The organism is Devosia sp. YIM 151766 (assembly GCF_030285925.1).
In the GTDB taxonomy this organism is placed as follows: domain Bacteria; phylum Pseudomonadota; class Alphaproteobacteria; order Rhizobiales; family Devosiaceae; genus Devosia.
Map to the genome: position 1 here is coordinate 3,279,427 of NZ_CP127251.1, position 13,333 is coordinate 3,292,759.

Annotated in this window: 13 protein-coding genes and 1 riboswitch; of the genes, 6 read left to right on the forward strand and 7 right to left on the reverse strand. The window is 64.6% G+C overall.

Features of this window, described 5'->3' with window-relative positions; genetic code table 11:
* Positions 1-34: 34 nt before the first annotated feature.
* Both ubiB and ubiE read right to left on the reverse strand, forming a co-directional pair.
* Positions 35-1,588 carry a 2-polyprenylphenol 6-hydroxylase gene (gene ubiB / locus O9Z70_RS16170; RefSeq protein WP_286020458.1) on the reverse strand — a complete coding sequence of 518 codons (1,554 nt, stop codon included), beginning with the start codon at positions 1,586-1,588 and terminating at the stop codon, positions 35-37.
* Positions 1,589-1,592: 4 nt separating this feature from the next.
* Positions 1,593-2,357 (reverse strand): bifunctional demethylmenaquinone methyltransferase/2-methoxy-6-polyprenyl-1,4-benzoquinol methylase UbiE, encoded by a 765-nt coding sequence (gene ubiE, locus O9Z70_RS16175; protein WP_286020459.1) that lies wholly within the window; start codon positions 2,355-2,357, stop codon positions 1,593-1,595.
* A 100-nt stretch (positions 2,358-2,457) separates the two neighbouring features.
* Between ubiE and mutM the strand changes: the two genes are divergently transcribed.
* Positions 2,458-3,342 (forward strand): bifunctional DNA-formamidopyrimidine glycosylase/DNA-(apurinic or apyrimidinic site) lyase, encoded by an 885-nt coding sequence (gene mutM / locus O9Z70_RS16180; RefSeq protein WP_286020460.1) that lies wholly within the window; start codon positions 2,458-2,460, stop codon positions 3,340-3,342.
* Between the two features lie 40 nt (positions 3,343-3,382).
* On the opposite strand, the gene O9Z70_RS16185 is transcribed toward mutM, so the two are convergent.
* A complete protein-coding gene (locus O9Z70_RS16185) occupies positions 3,383-4,489 on the reverse strand; it encodes a quinone-dependent dihydroorotate dehydrogenase (RefSeq protein WP_286020461.1) in 1,107 nt (368 codons plus the stop codon).
* Positions 4,486-4,848 carry a DUF952 domain-containing protein gene (locus O9Z70_RS16190; RefSeq protein WP_286020462.1) on the reverse strand — a complete coding sequence of 121 codons (363 nt, stop codon included), beginning with the start codon at positions 4,846-4,848 and terminating at the stop codon, positions 4,486-4,488. The genes O9Z70_RS16185 and O9Z70_RS16190 overlap by 4 nt, the downstream gene beginning before the upstream one ends.
* A gap of 125 nt (positions 4,849-4,973) precedes the next feature.
* Here O9Z70_RS16190 and O9Z70_RS16195 point away from each other — a divergent pair, with 125 nt between their 5' ends.
* Both O9Z70_RS16195 and aac(6') read left to right on the forward strand, forming a co-directional pair.
* Positions 4,974-5,621 carry a S24 family peptidase gene (locus O9Z70_RS16195; RefSeq protein WP_286020463.1) on the forward strand — a complete coding sequence of 216 codons (648 nt, stop codon included), beginning with the start codon at positions 4,974-4,976 and terminating at the stop codon, positions 5,619-5,621.
* A 44-nt stretch (positions 5,622-5,665) separates the two neighbouring features.
* Positions 5,666-6,064 carry an aminoglycoside 6'-N-acetyltransferase gene (gene aac(6'), locus O9Z70_RS16200; protein ID WP_286022040.1) on the forward strand — a complete coding sequence of 133 codons (399 nt, stop codon included), beginning with the start codon at positions 5,666-5,668 and terminating at the stop codon, positions 6,062-6,064.
* 221 nt (positions 6,065-6,285) lie between these two features.
* Here aac(6') and O9Z70_RS16205 read toward each other — a convergent pair whose 3' ends face one another.
* Positions 6,286-7,932, reverse strand: a complete 1,647-nt coding sequence (locus O9Z70_RS16205; protein ID WP_286020464.1) for a lysine--tRNA ligase — start codon at positions 7,930-7,932, stop codon at positions 6,286-6,288.
* Between the two features lie 145 nt (positions 7,933-8,077).
* Here O9Z70_RS16205 and O9Z70_RS16210 point away from each other — a divergent pair, with 145 nt between their 5' ends.
* Positions 8,078-8,491, forward strand: coding sequence for a tellurite resistance TerB family protein (locus O9Z70_RS16210; protein ID WP_286020465.1), 414 nt, complete (start codon positions 8,078-8,080; stop codon positions 8,489-8,491).
* Positions 8,492-8,513: 22 nt separating this feature from the next.
* On the opposite strand, the gene O9Z70_RS16215 is transcribed toward O9Z70_RS16210, so the two are convergent.
* Together O9Z70_RS16215 and metZ are read right to left on the reverse strand one after the other, a co-directional pair.
* A complete protein-coding gene (locus tag O9Z70_RS16215; RefSeq protein ID WP_286020466.1) occupies positions 8,514-9,398 on the reverse strand; it encodes a transporter substrate-binding domain-containing protein in 885 nt (294 codons plus the stop codon).
* Positions 9,399-9,402: 4 nt separating this feature from the next.
* A complete protein-coding gene (gene metZ, locus O9Z70_RS16220; protein ID WP_286020467.1) occupies positions 9,403-10,611 on the reverse strand; it encodes an O-succinylhomoserine sulfhydrylase in 1,209 nt (402 codons plus the stop codon).
* 40 nt (positions 10,612-10,651) lie between these two features.
* A riboswitch (SAM riboswitch) is annotated at positions 10,652-10,727 on the reverse strand.
* Positions 10,728-10,896: 169 nt separating this feature from the next.
* Between metZ and O9Z70_RS16225 the strand changes: the two genes are divergently transcribed.
* Together O9Z70_RS16225 and rpsT are read left to right on the forward strand one after the other, a co-directional pair.
* Positions 10,897-12,003, forward strand: coding sequence for a 2'-deoxycytidine 5'-triphosphate deaminase (locus tag O9Z70_RS16225; protein WP_286022041.1), 1,107 nt, complete (start codon positions 10,897-10,899; stop codon positions 12,001-12,003).
* A gap of 161 nt (positions 12,004-12,164) precedes the next feature.
* Positions 12,165-12,431, forward strand: a complete 267-nt coding sequence (gene rpsT, locus O9Z70_RS16230; protein ID WP_286020468.1) for a 30S ribosomal protein S20 — start codon at positions 12,165-12,167, stop codon at positions 12,429-12,431.
* Positions 12,432-13,333 lie beyond the last annotated feature (902 nt).

The following is a 13,333-nucleotide window of genomic DNA, read 5'->3' on the forward strand; positions in this document are numbered from 1 at the left end:
AAGGGACCGCCCGGCAAGCCGGCGCGCCGAACTATCAGGACGAAATGCCGAGGCGCAGCATCAGGAAGGTCATGGAAGCCAGGGCGAGGATCGCCATGCACAGCGCCAGGATGATCGCATTGCGCATCAACCCGTCGCGCGGGCGGTGCATCATCGCCCGATGCTCCGCCATGGTGAGCTCGGCCTGGGCCAGCAGCGCCGGCACCCAGCCCAGGGCCTCGCCGAAGCGGGTGACATGGCCGGCCAGATCTTCGAGCCGGCCGATCGGCCCCTCCTCGCGCCGCAGCCAGTCGCCGACCACCGGCTCGGCAACGGTCCAGATGTCGAGATCGGGATCGAGATTGCGGGCCACCCCTTCCACCAGCACCATGGATTTCTGCAGCAGCACCAGTTCGGGGCGGGTGTTCATCTCGAACAGGTCGGTGATGGTGAAGAGCTGGCCCAGCACCTTGGCCATGGAGATTTCGGCGGCGGTGCGCCCATGCAGCGGCTCGCCGATGGAGCGGATGGCCAGGGTGAAATCGTCCACCGATTGATGCGGCGGCACATAGCCGATGTCGAAATGACGCTGAGCGACCAGGCGGTAATCGCGGATGATGAAGCCATAAAGGATATCGGCGAGGAAGCGGCGCTCGCTTTTGCCGATACGGCCCATAATGCCGAAATCCACGGCGATGACGTCCCCGGTCCGGGGATCGGCGAACAGATTGCCCGGATGCATGTCGGCATGGAAGAAGCCGTCGCGGATGGCGTGGCGCAGGAAACTCTGCAGCACCTTGGCCGCCAGGGCCTTGCGGTCGATGCCGGCCTTGTCGATGGCCGTGTGCTCGCGGATCGGAATGCCGTCCACCCAGCTGGTGGTCAGCACGTTCTGCGCGATATGGTCCCATTGCACCTGGGGGATGCGGAAGCCGGTATCGTCCTTGATGTTCTCCGCCATTTCGGAAATGGCGGCGGCTTCGAGGCGCAGGTCGAGCTCGAGCCGCATGGAATGGTCGAGCGTGCGCACCACTTCGGTGGGCCGGAGCCGCCGGCTGGCGCGCGAAAAGGTCTCGGCCAGCCGGGCGCCGGCATAGAGCGCCTGGGTATCGGCATGGAAGCGTTCCGAGACGCCGGGCCGCAGCATCTTGACCGCCACCACTTTTGGCATTTCGCCGGGCTGGCGCAGCTTTGCCCGATGCACCTGGGCGATGGAGGCGGCGGCGATCGGCTCGCTGATCTCGGTGAGCTGTTCAGCCTTGACGCCCAGAGCCTCGCTGAGAATGGCGGGCACCAATTTGGGGTCGAAGGGCGGCATCCGGTCCTGCAGGCCCGACAGGTCGGCGGCGGCCTGGGCGCCGACAATGTCGGGCCGGGTGGCCAGGGTCTGGCCGAACTTGACGAAGCTGGGGCCAAGCCGGTGCAGCGCCGCGTTGAGCCGCTCGATGCTGCCGGTCCGGCGCACCGCGCGCCGCTCGACCAGCCGCGCCATGCCGATGCCGAACTTCATCATCGGCGGCAGCGAAGCTTCGGGCAGCACCGAAAAGGCGCCTTCGCGCGCCAGCACCCAGCCGGCATGGATCAGGCGGAAGGTAGACCCCAGACCCATGGGCTTAAATCTTCCAGCCCGAGAACAGGGTGGCGATATTGCCGGTATAGCTCGTATGCTTCACCCGTTTGAACCCGGCCTGGTTCAGCATGGCCGAGAAGGCCGCCGGGTCGGGGAATTTGCGGATCGATTCGACGAAATATTGATAGGGCTGGGCATCGCCGGTGACCAGGCGCCCCATGGGCGGGATGACCCGGTCGGAATAGAGCTTGTAGAAAGCGTGCAATCCCGGCACGTCGACCTGGGAGAATTCGAGCACCAGGATGCGCCCGCCGCGCTTGAGGACGCGATGCGCCTCGTCCAGCGCCTGCTGGATGCGGGGCACGTTGCGGATGCCGAAGGCGATCGTATAGGCGTCGAAACTATTGGCCTCGAAGGGCAATTGCTCGGCATTGGCCGCGACGAATTCCACCTGCGAAGGAAAGCGCCAGCTCCTGGCGCGCTCGGCGCCGACGCGCAGCATGTCCGCATTGATGTCGGAAACCACCACCTGGGCATAGCCCAGCGACGTATTGACGATGCGCTCGCCGATATCGCCGGTGCCCCCGGCCATGTCGAGCACCTTATAGGGCCGCGTCCCGGCGCGGGGCGGCGCCAGTTCGGCCACCATGGCGTCCTTCCACAACCGATGTACGCCGCCGCTCATCAAATCGTTCATCAGGTCGTAGCGCTCGGCCACGTCGTGAAACACTTTGTCGACCAGACCCTGCTTGTCCTCGAGGGCGACGATCTGCTCGCCGAAATGGGTGGTTTGCTGCGACTCGGTCATGGCGGGGCCTCGATAGGCGTGTCTCGGTCGAGCGCACCATATATAAGGCATTGGAAAATGCCCATGGCACAATGCCGCATCGGCGCAAGGAGTTTTGTTCATGCCCGAACTGCCCGAGGTCGAAACCGTCCGCCGGGGCCTCGAGCCCTGGCTCACCGGCGCGACCATCGAAAAGGTGGTGCTCAACCGCCAGGACCTGCGCTTTCCCTTTCCCGCCGGGCTGGTCGAGGCGCTGGAAGGCCAGAGCGTCACCCATGTGCGGCGGCGGGCCAAATATCTGCTGCTGGAATTGTCCAGCGGCAGGTTCGTGCTGAGCCATCTGGGCATGACCGGCTCCTGGCGCTTTGCCGAACATCCCATCGACAAGCCGCCGCGCTATTACGAGCCGGGCACCGCGCCCAAGCACGATCACATGATCTGGACGCTCAACCATCCCGAGCATGGCCGCAGCCACCTGATCTATGCCGATCCGCGCCGCTTCGGCTTCATCGATCTCTGCGACGATCTCGCCGACAGCCCCTATCTGAAGGGCCTGGGCCCCGAGCCCCTGGGCAATGATTTCAGCGCCCGGGGCATGGCCGCGGCCTTTGCCGGCAAGAAGGCGCCGATCAAGGCCGCCCTGCTCGATCAGCGCGTGGTGGCGGGTTTGGGCAATATCTATGTGGCCGAAGCCCTGCACCTCGCCCATATCCTGCCCACAATCGAGGCCCGGACGCTGGTGGACCCGGAGGGCGGGCCCAAGCCGGCCCTGGAGGCGCTGGCCATAGCGGTGCGCGACGTGCTGATCGCCGCCATCGAAGTGGGCGGCTCGACGATCCGCGATTTCCGCAGCGTCGAGGGCGCCGGCTATTTCCAGCACAATTTCGCCGTCTATGACCGGGAGGGCGATCCCTGCCCCACGCCCCTATGTACCGGCATCGTGCAAAGGATCGTGCAATCGGGGCGCTCGACCTTCTTTTGTCCCATATGCCAGAAGGCGCCGTGAATTTCGACCATGGCCCGTTCGGCCGGCCGCGCTCTTGGGATTATTCGATCCGCCCCGCGGCCCAATCGTCCGTCCTGGCGCCGACCAGTTCGGAGATATTGGTCTTGCCGGCCATGCGGATGCCAGCGACGAGGCCGCTTTTGAGCCGGTCGAGCAGATCGAGGCCGCCAAAGACCAGGGCCGAATAGAGTTGGATGGCATTGGCGCCGGCTTCGAACTTGGCCAGGGCGCTTTGCGGCGAATGGATGCCGCCGACGCCGACGATCGGCAGTGTCCCGACGCGCTGGCGCATCTGGGCGAGCCGCCTTGTGGCGAGATTGAACAGCGGCTTGCCGGAGAGTCCGCCGGTCTCGCTGGCGTTTTCGAGGCCCGCCACCGCCTCGCGCGCAACGGTGGTATTGGAGACGATCAAGCCATCGAGGCCGCTGTCGAGAATGACCCGGGCAATGGCATCCATGCCGGCTTCATCGAGATCGGGGGCGATCTTGAGCAGGACCGGCACCCGGATTTTCGCCTTGGCGCGGGCGGCGAGCACCTCGCCGAGCAGGCGGCGCAGGGCCTCGTCGGCCTGAAGATTGCGCAGGCCCGGTGTATTGGGCGAGGAAATATTGACGGTCAGATAATCGGCAAGCTCGGCGAAGCGGGCGACGCCGAGCACGTAATCGGCGACGAAATCCGTGCTGTCCTTGTTGGCGCCGATATTGACGCCGAGGGCGGCGGGAACCCGCAGGCCTTGCAGCCGTTCGAAGGCGGCTTCGTGGCCGTCATTGTTGAAACCCATGCGGTTGATGACGCCTTCGGCCCCGGCGACGCGGAACAGGCGCGGCTTGGGATTGCCCGCTTGCGGGCGCGGGGTGACGGTGCCGATCTCGACCATGCCGAAGCCCATCAGCGCCAGGGGCCGGGGCACTTCGGCATTCTTGTCGAAGCCGGCGGCCATGCCGAGCGGATTGGTCAGGTCGAGGCCGCACAGGCTGGTAGCCAGTTCCGGCGGGTCCTGGTGGTCCTGCCGGGGCGCCAGGCCCAGCCGCAGTGCGGCGATGGTGGCGCCGTGGGCGGTTTCGGGGTCCATGCGCAGCAGCGCATCGCGGGTGAGACCGGCGAGGCCGGCATGGCGCAATAGCGGCGAAAAGGCGGAAAAGATCATCGAACGGCCTCCGGCAGCACGCAATGTCCGGCGGCATCGACGCTGACCATGGCTTCCCATTCCACCCGGGCCATGTCCAGCGGGCCACCATAGAGATGGGGAAACAGCTGACCGCCGCGCGAAGGTTCCCAGACCAGGGCCTCGCCGAGATCGGCGGTGCGAATGGCGAGGATGACGAGGCCGGACTGGCCCTTGAAATGCAGGCGCAGGGTTTCGGCCAATTGGGCGGCGGTAGAAAAATGCATATAGCCATCCGCCGCATCGATAGGCATGCCCTCATAGCGCCCCGAATGGCGGGCGGCGGCCAGCGAGGCGGCGCTGGCGATCTTGTAGATGAAGGGCGGATTAGCGGATGACATGGCCGAACCTGGAGGCGGAATGGTGCCGGGGTAAAACGGAAAGGTTCTCTTTACAAGGTGGGGAGCGGATAATACGATAGGACTGAATTCCAGCAGTAAGACATATTTCCTCGCCAGGGGGCCAGATGCTTTCACACAGGGCCATATGGGATGGCATTGACGCGATGGCGCGTCGGCATGGCCATTCCGTGTCGGCCCTGGCCCGGCTGGCGGGACTGGACGCCACCGCCTTCAACGTCTCCAAGCGTGTCAGCAAGGACGGGCGGGAGCGCTGGCCCTCCACCGAGAGCCTTGCCAAGATTCTGGAAGCGACCGGCGAGAATTTCGATTCCTTCCTGGCTGGCACCGGCGCCTATATGCAAAGCCGGGGCTTTTCCGAGCCTTCATTGCGCACCGTGCCGTTGCTGGGACTGGCGCAGGCCGGCGCCGGCGGTTTTTTCGACAGTGCCGGCTTTCCGGTGGGCCAGGGCTGGGACGAGATCGTGCTGCCCACGCCGGATGACAGCGGCATCTATGCGCTGGAAGTGACCGGCGACAGCATGGAGCCGCTGTATCGCGAGGGCGACCGCATCGTCGTCTCCCCCACCGAACAGGTGCGGCGCGGCGACCGGGTGGTGGTCAAGACCCGCGACGGCGAGGTGATGGCCAAGATCCTGGCGCGGCAGAGTGCCAGGCAGATCGAGCTGCATTCGCTCAATCCGGCCTATGAACCGCGCATGCTGGACCTGGTGGAGGTGGAATGGGTGGCGCGGATCATCTGGGCCAGCCAGTGAGGATTGGGACAGCTACTGTTGCGGATGCCGAAGACTGGACGGCGATGCGGATGGCCCTCTGGCCGAATGGCGGGACTGGCGCGCACGCGGCCGACATTGCCCGTCTGCTGGCCTATCCCGGAGAGACGATCAACCTAATCGCGCGAAATACGGATGGAGCCGCACTGGGCTTTGCCGAAGCGGCGCTGCGGCGGGACTATGTCAATGGATGCAAAACCTCGCCGGTGGCGTTTCTCGAGGGGATTTTCGTGAAGCCGGAGGCGCGGGGACGCGGGGTGGCACGGGCGCTGGTGGCGGCGGTGGAAGGATGGGCGCGGGAACAGGGCTGCACGGAGTTCGCTTCGGATGCGCGGGTGGAGAATGCGGACAGCCATGCAATGCACCACGCGCTGGGCTTCGAGGAGACCCAGCGCGTGGTGTTTTTCAGGAAGGTGCTGAGATAGGGCGGCCGGGCCTATCGCCCATCACTCTCGCGCTTGACGCGCAGGGTCTTGGCCATACGGCAACATCACGAGAGCCCTCGCGTCAAGCGCGAGGGTGACGATCCGGGTTGTGAAAAGTCCTCCACAAAAGCCGATGTAGAATTTCCGGGTCATTCCCGCGCAAACAGGGGTTCCCGCTTGCGCGGGAATGACCCGGTGCATCGACTGGGAATCCTAGCCGTTCAATTCGCCAGCATCTTCCCGGCGAGAGCATCGGCGATGAGCCTGCGGGTATTGTCGATGCCGTAAAGCGCGGCGAAGGAGCCGAAGCGGGGGCCGCGTTCCTGGCCGATCAGCACCTGATAAAGCATCTGGAAGAACTCGCCGGAGACGCCGGGACCGCCAGTGGGGCTCTTTTTGGTGTGGTCCTGATAGCGCTCGATATTGCGCGCCACGTCGAGCGACGCATTCTGGATGGTTTCGTTGGTGGCGTCGGCGGGCAGGGCGGCGAAGGCGGTCGAGAGAGCCTCGAGCGCAGCGCGCTCGACCTCGTCGGGGGCACGATAGCTCTTCTGCACGAAATCGCGGAAATAGCGCATGGCGTAGCCGACCAGCGCATCGAGATGCGGATGGGTCTTTGCCGATACGCCCGGCGCATAGGCCGAAATATAGCCCCACATGACTTCCGGCGTTTCCGGATTGGAGGCCGTCGCCAGATTGAGCAGCAGGGCAAAGGTGACCGGCATGTCGATTTTGGGCACATTGCCGTAATGGACATGGAAGGCCGGATTTTCCAGCCGGGCGGCGGCATCCTGACGCTCGAAGGCGGCGACGAAGGAAGCGTATTCGTCCACGGCGCGCGGAATGACGTCGAAATGCAGGCGCTTGGCGACGCGCGGCTTCTGGAACATGTAGAGCCCCAGGCTTTCGGTCGGCGCATAGGTCAGCCATTCGTCGATAGTCAGGCCATTGCCCTTGGACTTGGAAATCTTCTGCCCTTCGGCGTCGAGGAACAGCTCGAACACGTAGTGCTCGGGCGGGGTGCCGCCGAGGATCGAGCAAATCTTGTCATAGATGTGCTGATTGGTCTGGTGGTCCTTGCCGAACATTTCGAAATCGACGTCGAGCGCGGCCCAGCGCATGCCGAAATCGGGCTTCCACTGCATCTTCACATGGCCGCCGGTGACCGGCACAGTGGTGTCGCGGCCATCCTCGTCGGCGAAGGTGACGGTGCCGTCTCTGGCATTGATCTCCTTCATCGGCACGTAAAGTACGCGGCCCGAAATCGGCGAGATCGGCAGGAAGGGCGAATAGGTGGCCTGCCGCTCGGCCCCGAGCGTGGGCAGCATCACCTTCATGATGTCGTCATAGCGCTCGGCGGCGCGCAGCAGCACTGCGTCGAACTTGCCGGACTTGTAATAATCGGTGGCGCTGGCGAATTCGTAGTCGAAGCCGAACGTGTCGAGGAAGCGGCGCAGCATGGCGTTGTTGTGTTCGCCGAAGCTGGGATATTCATTGGTCCAGGGATCGGGCACGGCGGTCAGCGGCTTTTGCAGATGCGGCTCCATCGCCTCCTTGGAGGGGACGGTGTCCGGAATCTTGCGCATGCCGTCCATGTCATCGGAAAAACAGATGAGCCGGGTCGGAATCTGGTCGCGCGTCAGCAGGCGGAACGCCGTGCGCACCATGGTGGTGCGGGCCACTTCGCCGAACGTGCCGATATGGGGCAGGCCCGAGGGGCCATAGCCGGTCTCGAACAGGGCTTCGCCCTTGCCCGACTTTTCCAGGCGCTTGACCAGTTTGCGCGCTTCCTCGAACGGCCAGGCGCGCGCCTGCTGCGCGGGCTCGAAAAATTCGGGGTCAAGGGGAGGCAAAGCGGCGGGCGACACTGGGTTGCGGCCTTTCGAAGGAGAGGGGAAAGCGACGGGCACGGCTGTGTGCACGTTCTGATGTGCCGCGTCAATGTCGCAGGCGGTTGCGCCGGACCGGCCCAGGGCCTAGTTCTGGGCCAGTTTCGTCAAACCGGATCGCGCCATGACCAGCCAAGCCCACGACGCCCTCATCCATGTGATGATCGTCGCCGCCACTTCCGACAGCGCCATCACCGAGAAGGAGCTCGACCGGATCAAGGTGCTGATCGAGCGGCTGCCGGTCTTCGAGAATTTCGACAAGGGCCGGCTGGGGCAGGTCGTCAATCGATGTGCCGACGTGCTGAACGGGCCGGACGGGCTGGACCGGGTATTGGACGAGGCCGTCGCGATCCTGCCGGCGAAATTGCAGGACACCGCCTATGCGCTGGCGGTGGAGGTGACGGCGGTCGACCTGTTCCTCGAACAGGAGGAACTGCGCTTCCTCGAAATGCTGCGCGACAAGCTCAGCCTCGACCGGCTGACCACGGCGGCGATCGAGGTCGGGGCCCGGGCGCGCTATCGGCGCCTGCCGGAATAGCGCCGCGCCGCATTTCCGCGCCTTAATAATAGCCCACGGGGAACCAGCGCAGGTAGAGTTCGTCCAGCGCGCCATTATTCTTGAGGCGCACCAGGGCCCAGTCGATGGCGTGGCGCACCCGGTCCTGGGCGCCGGGCACGGCGATGGCGAGGCCTTCGCCGAACAGACGTGGCCGGAAATAGGCGTCGCCGGCAAAGCCGCAACAGGCCAGATTGTCGTTGAGCCAGAAGGAGGCGCGCATCGCGTCGCCGAAATAGGCCTGGACAATGCCGTCCTTGACCGCCTCCAAGGCCGCGATTTCATCATCGAAGCCGACGCGCTCCGCCTCGGGCAGGTAGCGCTCCATGAAATCCTCGTGGGCGCTGCCGGCGCGCACCGCGATGCGCTGGCCGGCCAGCCTTTCGGGGCGGAAGCTGTCGATGCTGCCGGCGCGCGCGACGAAACGGCCGGGCAGCGCCAGATAGACGGCGGAAAAATCGAAAAGCTCGCCGTTTTCCAGAGTGATGGCGAGACCGGCGATGAGTGCGTCGCCCTGGCTGTCGGCGAGCGCCGTCGCCGCCTGCTCCCAGGGCCAGGCCTGGATGGTGCAGGCGACATTGACCTCGATGCAGATGCGCCGGGCGAGATCGATGTTGAAGCCGACCAATTCGCCGCTCTGGTCGCGGAAATTGAAGGGCGGGAAATCGGCGGTGGTGAGAAAGCGAATGGCGGGAACGGGCTGCAGATTGGGCAGGATTTCCCGGGCGTCGGGGTCGGCGTGATAGGGGATGGCCTGGGCAAAGGCGGGCGCGGTGAGCAGAGCCGCCATGGTAGCGAACAACAGGATCTGAGCCCAAGGCGTGCGCAGGCGACGGGGCGTTTTTGGGGAGGGAGCGATGGAGCCGCTGGTTTCGCGCCGAACGGACATCAACTTACACCTGATCCAGCCCATATATCAGATCGGCCAGCAGGTCGTCCGCGTCTTCCAGGCCGATTGAGAGCCGCAGCAGGCCGGGGGTGACCCCGGTTTCCAGCCTGACCTCCTCGGTCAGGCGCTGATGCGTCGTGGTGCGGGGATGGGTGATGATGGATTTGGCATCGCCCAGATTGTTGGAGATGAGGATGACGGCCAGATTGTCGCATAGGGTGAAGGCGGCGTCCTGCCCGCCCGCGACCTCGAAGGCGAGCAGGGTCGAACCCGCCAGCATCTGGCGTTTGGCCAGATCGTATTGCGGGTGGCTGGCATGGTGCGGATAGATGACGCGGGAAATCTTGGGATGGCTGGCCAGCGTGTCGGCGATGCGGGCGGCGCTGTCATTCATCTGCCGAACGCGCAGGGGCAGGGTTTCGAGGCCCTTGAGCAGCACCCAGGCATTGAAGGCGCTGAGCGTTGCCCCGGTCTGGCGCAGGAAGGTGTGCACATCGCCTTCGATGATCGCCTTCGATCCCAGCACCACGCCGCCCAGCACCCTGCCCTGGCCGTCGATATGCTTGGTGGCCGAATAGGTGACGATATCGGCGCCCAATTGCAGCGGCTTCTGGTAGAGCGCGGTGGCGAAGACATTGTCGACGATCAGCTTGGCGCCATGGGCATGGGCGATATCGGCCACCGCCCGGATATCGACCAGTTCCAGCGTCGGATTGGTCGGCGTCTCGATGAAGACCACCTTGGTATTGGGCTGCATGGCGGCGGCGAAATTGGCCGGATCGCGGCCATCGACCAGGGTGGAGGCGACGCCGAAGCGCGGGGCGTAATCCTCCACCACATAACGGCAGCCGCCGAACAGGGCCTGGGAGGCGACGATATGATCCCCGGCCCGCACCTGGCTCATCACTGCATTGGTGACGGCGGCCATGCCGGAGGCGAAGGCGCGGCCGGCCTCGGCGCCTTCCAGCAGGGCCATGCGGTCCTGGAACATGTCGACGGTGGGATTGGCGAAGCGGGAATAATTGTGCCCCCCCTCCACTTCGCCCCGGAACAGGCGCTCGGCATGTTCCGAACTGGGATAGGAATAGCCCGAGGAGAGAAACAGCGCCTCGCTGGTCTCGTTGAACGGCGTGCGCCTGCCCCCGCCATGGACCAGATTTGTCGCCGCGGAGAGGTTGCGGGGGTCGCGGAGCGGATTGTTCTGTTTGGACATGCGAGCGCCTTCGAAGCAAAAAACCGGCACGCTTTGGCGGCCGGTTTCCAAAACGGTCTTTAGCTAATTGTTTTAAGTGGCTGCAAGCGACCGGCCAAATCACCACTGAAAGAGGGATTTAATGGCATCGCGCCCATGGCGTCAATCGGCCAGGTTATTGGGGAATACGAGGAACTCGGCGATTGCCGCGTCAATGCGCGGCTTGTCCGGGCTCGCCAGACTTGGCACAAGGGCAAAGAACTGTCGGCCCCGATCCGGGACGACGCGCGAGGACAGGGCCAGAACATGACCGATACTTGGCCGAAGGGCGTTTTTCCGGCGCGCTTGATCGAGAAGCTGCATGCCCAAGGGGCGATCCGGGCGGCGCGGCCCTTCGATGACGACCAGGTGCAGCCGGCCAGCCTCGACCTCAGACTGGGAAAGACGGCGTTTCGCGTCCGCTCCAGCTTCCTGCCCGGCCCGTCCCATCTGGTGGCCGAGCGCATCGAGGCGCTGAAGCTGCATGAGATCGACCTCAGCAATGGCGCGGTGCTGGAGCGCGGCTGCGTCTATCTGGTGCCGCTGGAGGAAAGCCTCGACCTGCCGGAAAGCGTCAGCGCCTCGGCCAATCCCAAAAGCTCGACCGGGCGGCTCGACGTCTTCACCCGGGTGATCGGCGACCGGGCCCGCGGCTTCGATCAATTGCCGGCGGGCTATAAGGGCCCGCTCTATCTCGAAATCAGCCCCCGCACTTTTCCGGTGCTGGTGCGCACCGGGTCGCGGCTGAGCCAGATGCGGTTCCGCTCCGGCGACAGCCGGCTGAGCGTGGAAGAGCATCAGGCGCTGCATCGAGCCCAAACCCTGGTGATCGGCGGCGAGCAGCCGGTGGGCGAGGGGGTGGCATTGTCCATCGACCTGCTCGGCCAGGGGCGCGACGGGCTGATCGGGTTCCGCTCCAAGCGGCATACGGCGGTGGTCGACGTGGACAAGAAGGCGGCGCTCGACGTGCTCGACTTCTGGGAACCGCTCTATGCGCGCGGCCGGAGCGAGCTGATCCTCGATCCCGACGAGTTCTATATTCTCGTCAGCCTCGAAGCGGTGCATGTGCCGCCAACCCATGCCGCCGAAATGGTGCCGTTCGATCCGCTGGTCGGCGAATTCCGCGTGCATTATGCCGGCTTCTTCGACCCCGGCTTCGGCCATTCGGCGGCGGGGGGCACCGGCAGCCGGGCGGTGCTGGAAGTGCGCAGCCGCGAAGTGCCGTTCCTGCTCGGGCACGGACAGATCATCGGGCGGCTGATCTATGAGAATCTGGCCGAGACGCCCCAGCGGCTCTATGGCAGCGATCTGGGCTCGAATTACCAGGCGCAGACGCTGAAGCTGTCAAAGCATTTCAAGCCGTTCGGCGGGTGAAGCCAGGCCGATCGCCCGCCCGAATCCAGTTGACGCGCTTCCGCCTTTCCCCTATAGGACCCCCGACTTGGCGGCACCCCTGGCCGCCGCTTTCATTTCATCCCGGAAGCTTGCAGCGCGCGATGCGCTCATTCTGCCGGTTGGACGCTCAAGAGGATTACATGGCCAATACGCCGTCAGCCAAGAAGGCGACCCGCAAGATTGCTGCCCGCACCGAGATCAACAAGTCGCGTCGCAGCCGCGTGCGGACCTTTATCCGCAAGGTCGAGGAAGCGATCACCGCCGGCGATCACGCCGCCGCTTTCGCCGCCCTCAAGGTGGCCGAGCCGGAGATCCATCGCGCCGCTGGCAAGGGCATCGTCCATGCCAATCTGGCCTCCCGCAAGGTCTCGCGCCTCAATAGCCGCGTGAAGGCCCTGGCGGTCTGATCGCAGCAGTCCGCGGCGCCGGAATCGGCTGACGCGGCACGACGAAAACGGGCTCCGCGAGGAGCCCTTTTTGTTGCCCGCACCAGGGCAAGCTTTTTCGCCACACAAGCGTCACATGACCATTTCATGACCGTCGAGGCGGAAGTGGAACGTTTGGTGCACCCGCTGTTTTAATCCGGTCTTTCAAGGGCTTGATGGGCGTTGGCCGCTATGGCGGCCCGGCGGTGACAGGGTTGCCAGGGGCTTGGGTGGAATAAATTTTTCACCATGTCGCGCCAGCTAAGTGTTCGAATCTGCCTTGAGTCACAGGCCCTTGCCCGGACCGGCTTTTGGACCTCCCCCTCGCCTTAATTCGCTCTGTCCGAGTCAAGCCCCTATTTCAGCGATTCACATGTTGCGGGTCTAAATCGGTGCCTCTAATGTACTCTTGCCGACGGGGACAACGAGGGGCGGAACGATCCTCCAATCCATCGGCCGGGACCGGAAACGAACCGGGTTCAGTACAGTACCGGCGGTAACGCCGGGGGGTGAAAAGCCGATGAAGAGATTGTCGGCCGCAAAACTGCGCGGCCGGTGAAATCGGAGCGGGCAGCGTTCGATAGACCGCCGGCCAGGTCAGGCCGGGATCAAGGTATAGGTCAAACAGGAAAATGGCGGGTGGAACCGCCGCATGAAATATGCGCTTCCATGGCAGGGCGCAGGGGCGAAGCCTTGTCCACAAGACCCGGTTAAGGGTCGGGGCGGGCGGAGTGGCAAAACAGACGCCGCCGGACGCTGCGGACCGGCGGATAAACAGAATGGGGCTGAAAACGATGATGCGACAGGCAATTGCGGGAAGGGACGATTGGGCTTCGGCCGACACTCCTTCTCTTCCTCTTTCCAAACAAGGCGATGTTCCTGTC

Coding starts and splice junctions, on each gene's coding strand:
- ubiB (WP_286020458.1), bottom strand. CDS start 1,588: ATGGGTCTGGGGTCTACCTTCCGCCTGATCCATGCCGGCTGGGTGCTG.
- ubiE (WP_286020459.1), bottom strand. CDS start 2,357: ATGACCGAGTCGCAGCAAACCACCCATTTCGGCGAGCAGATCGTCGCC.
- mutM (WP_286020460.1), top strand. CDS start 2,458: ATGCCCGAACTGCCCGAGGTCGAAACCGTCCGCCGGGGCCTCGAGCCC.
- O9Z70_RS16185 (WP_286020461.1), bottom strand. CDS start 4,489: ATGATCTTTTCCGCCTTTTCGCCGCTATTGCGCCATGCCGGCCTCGCC.
- O9Z70_RS16190 (WP_286020462.1), bottom strand. CDS start 4,848: ATGTCATCCGCTAATCCGCCCTTCATCTACAAGATCGCCAGCGCCGCC.
- O9Z70_RS16195 (WP_286020463.1), top strand. CDS start 4,974: ATGCTTTCACACAGGGCCATATGGGATGGCATTGACGCGATGGCGCGT.
- O9Z70_RS16210 (WP_286020465.1), top strand. CDS start 8,078: ATGACCAGCCAAGCCCACGACGCCCTCATCCATGTGATGATCGTCGCC.
- O9Z70_RS16215 (WP_286020466.1), bottom strand. CDS start 9,398: ATGTCCGTTCGGCGCGAAACCAGCGGCTCCATCGCTCCCTCCCCAAAA.
- metZ (WP_286020467.1), bottom strand. CDS start 10,611: ATGTCCAAACAGAACAATCCGCTCCGCGACCCCCGCAACCTCTCCGCG.
- O9Z70_RS16225 (WP_286022041.1), top strand. CDS start 10,897: ATGACCGATACTTGGCCGAAGGGCGTTTTTCCGGCGCGCTTGATCGAG.
- rpsT (WP_286020468.1), top strand. CDS start 12,165: ATGGCCAATACGCCGTCAGCCAAGAAGGCGACCCGCAAGATTGCTGCC.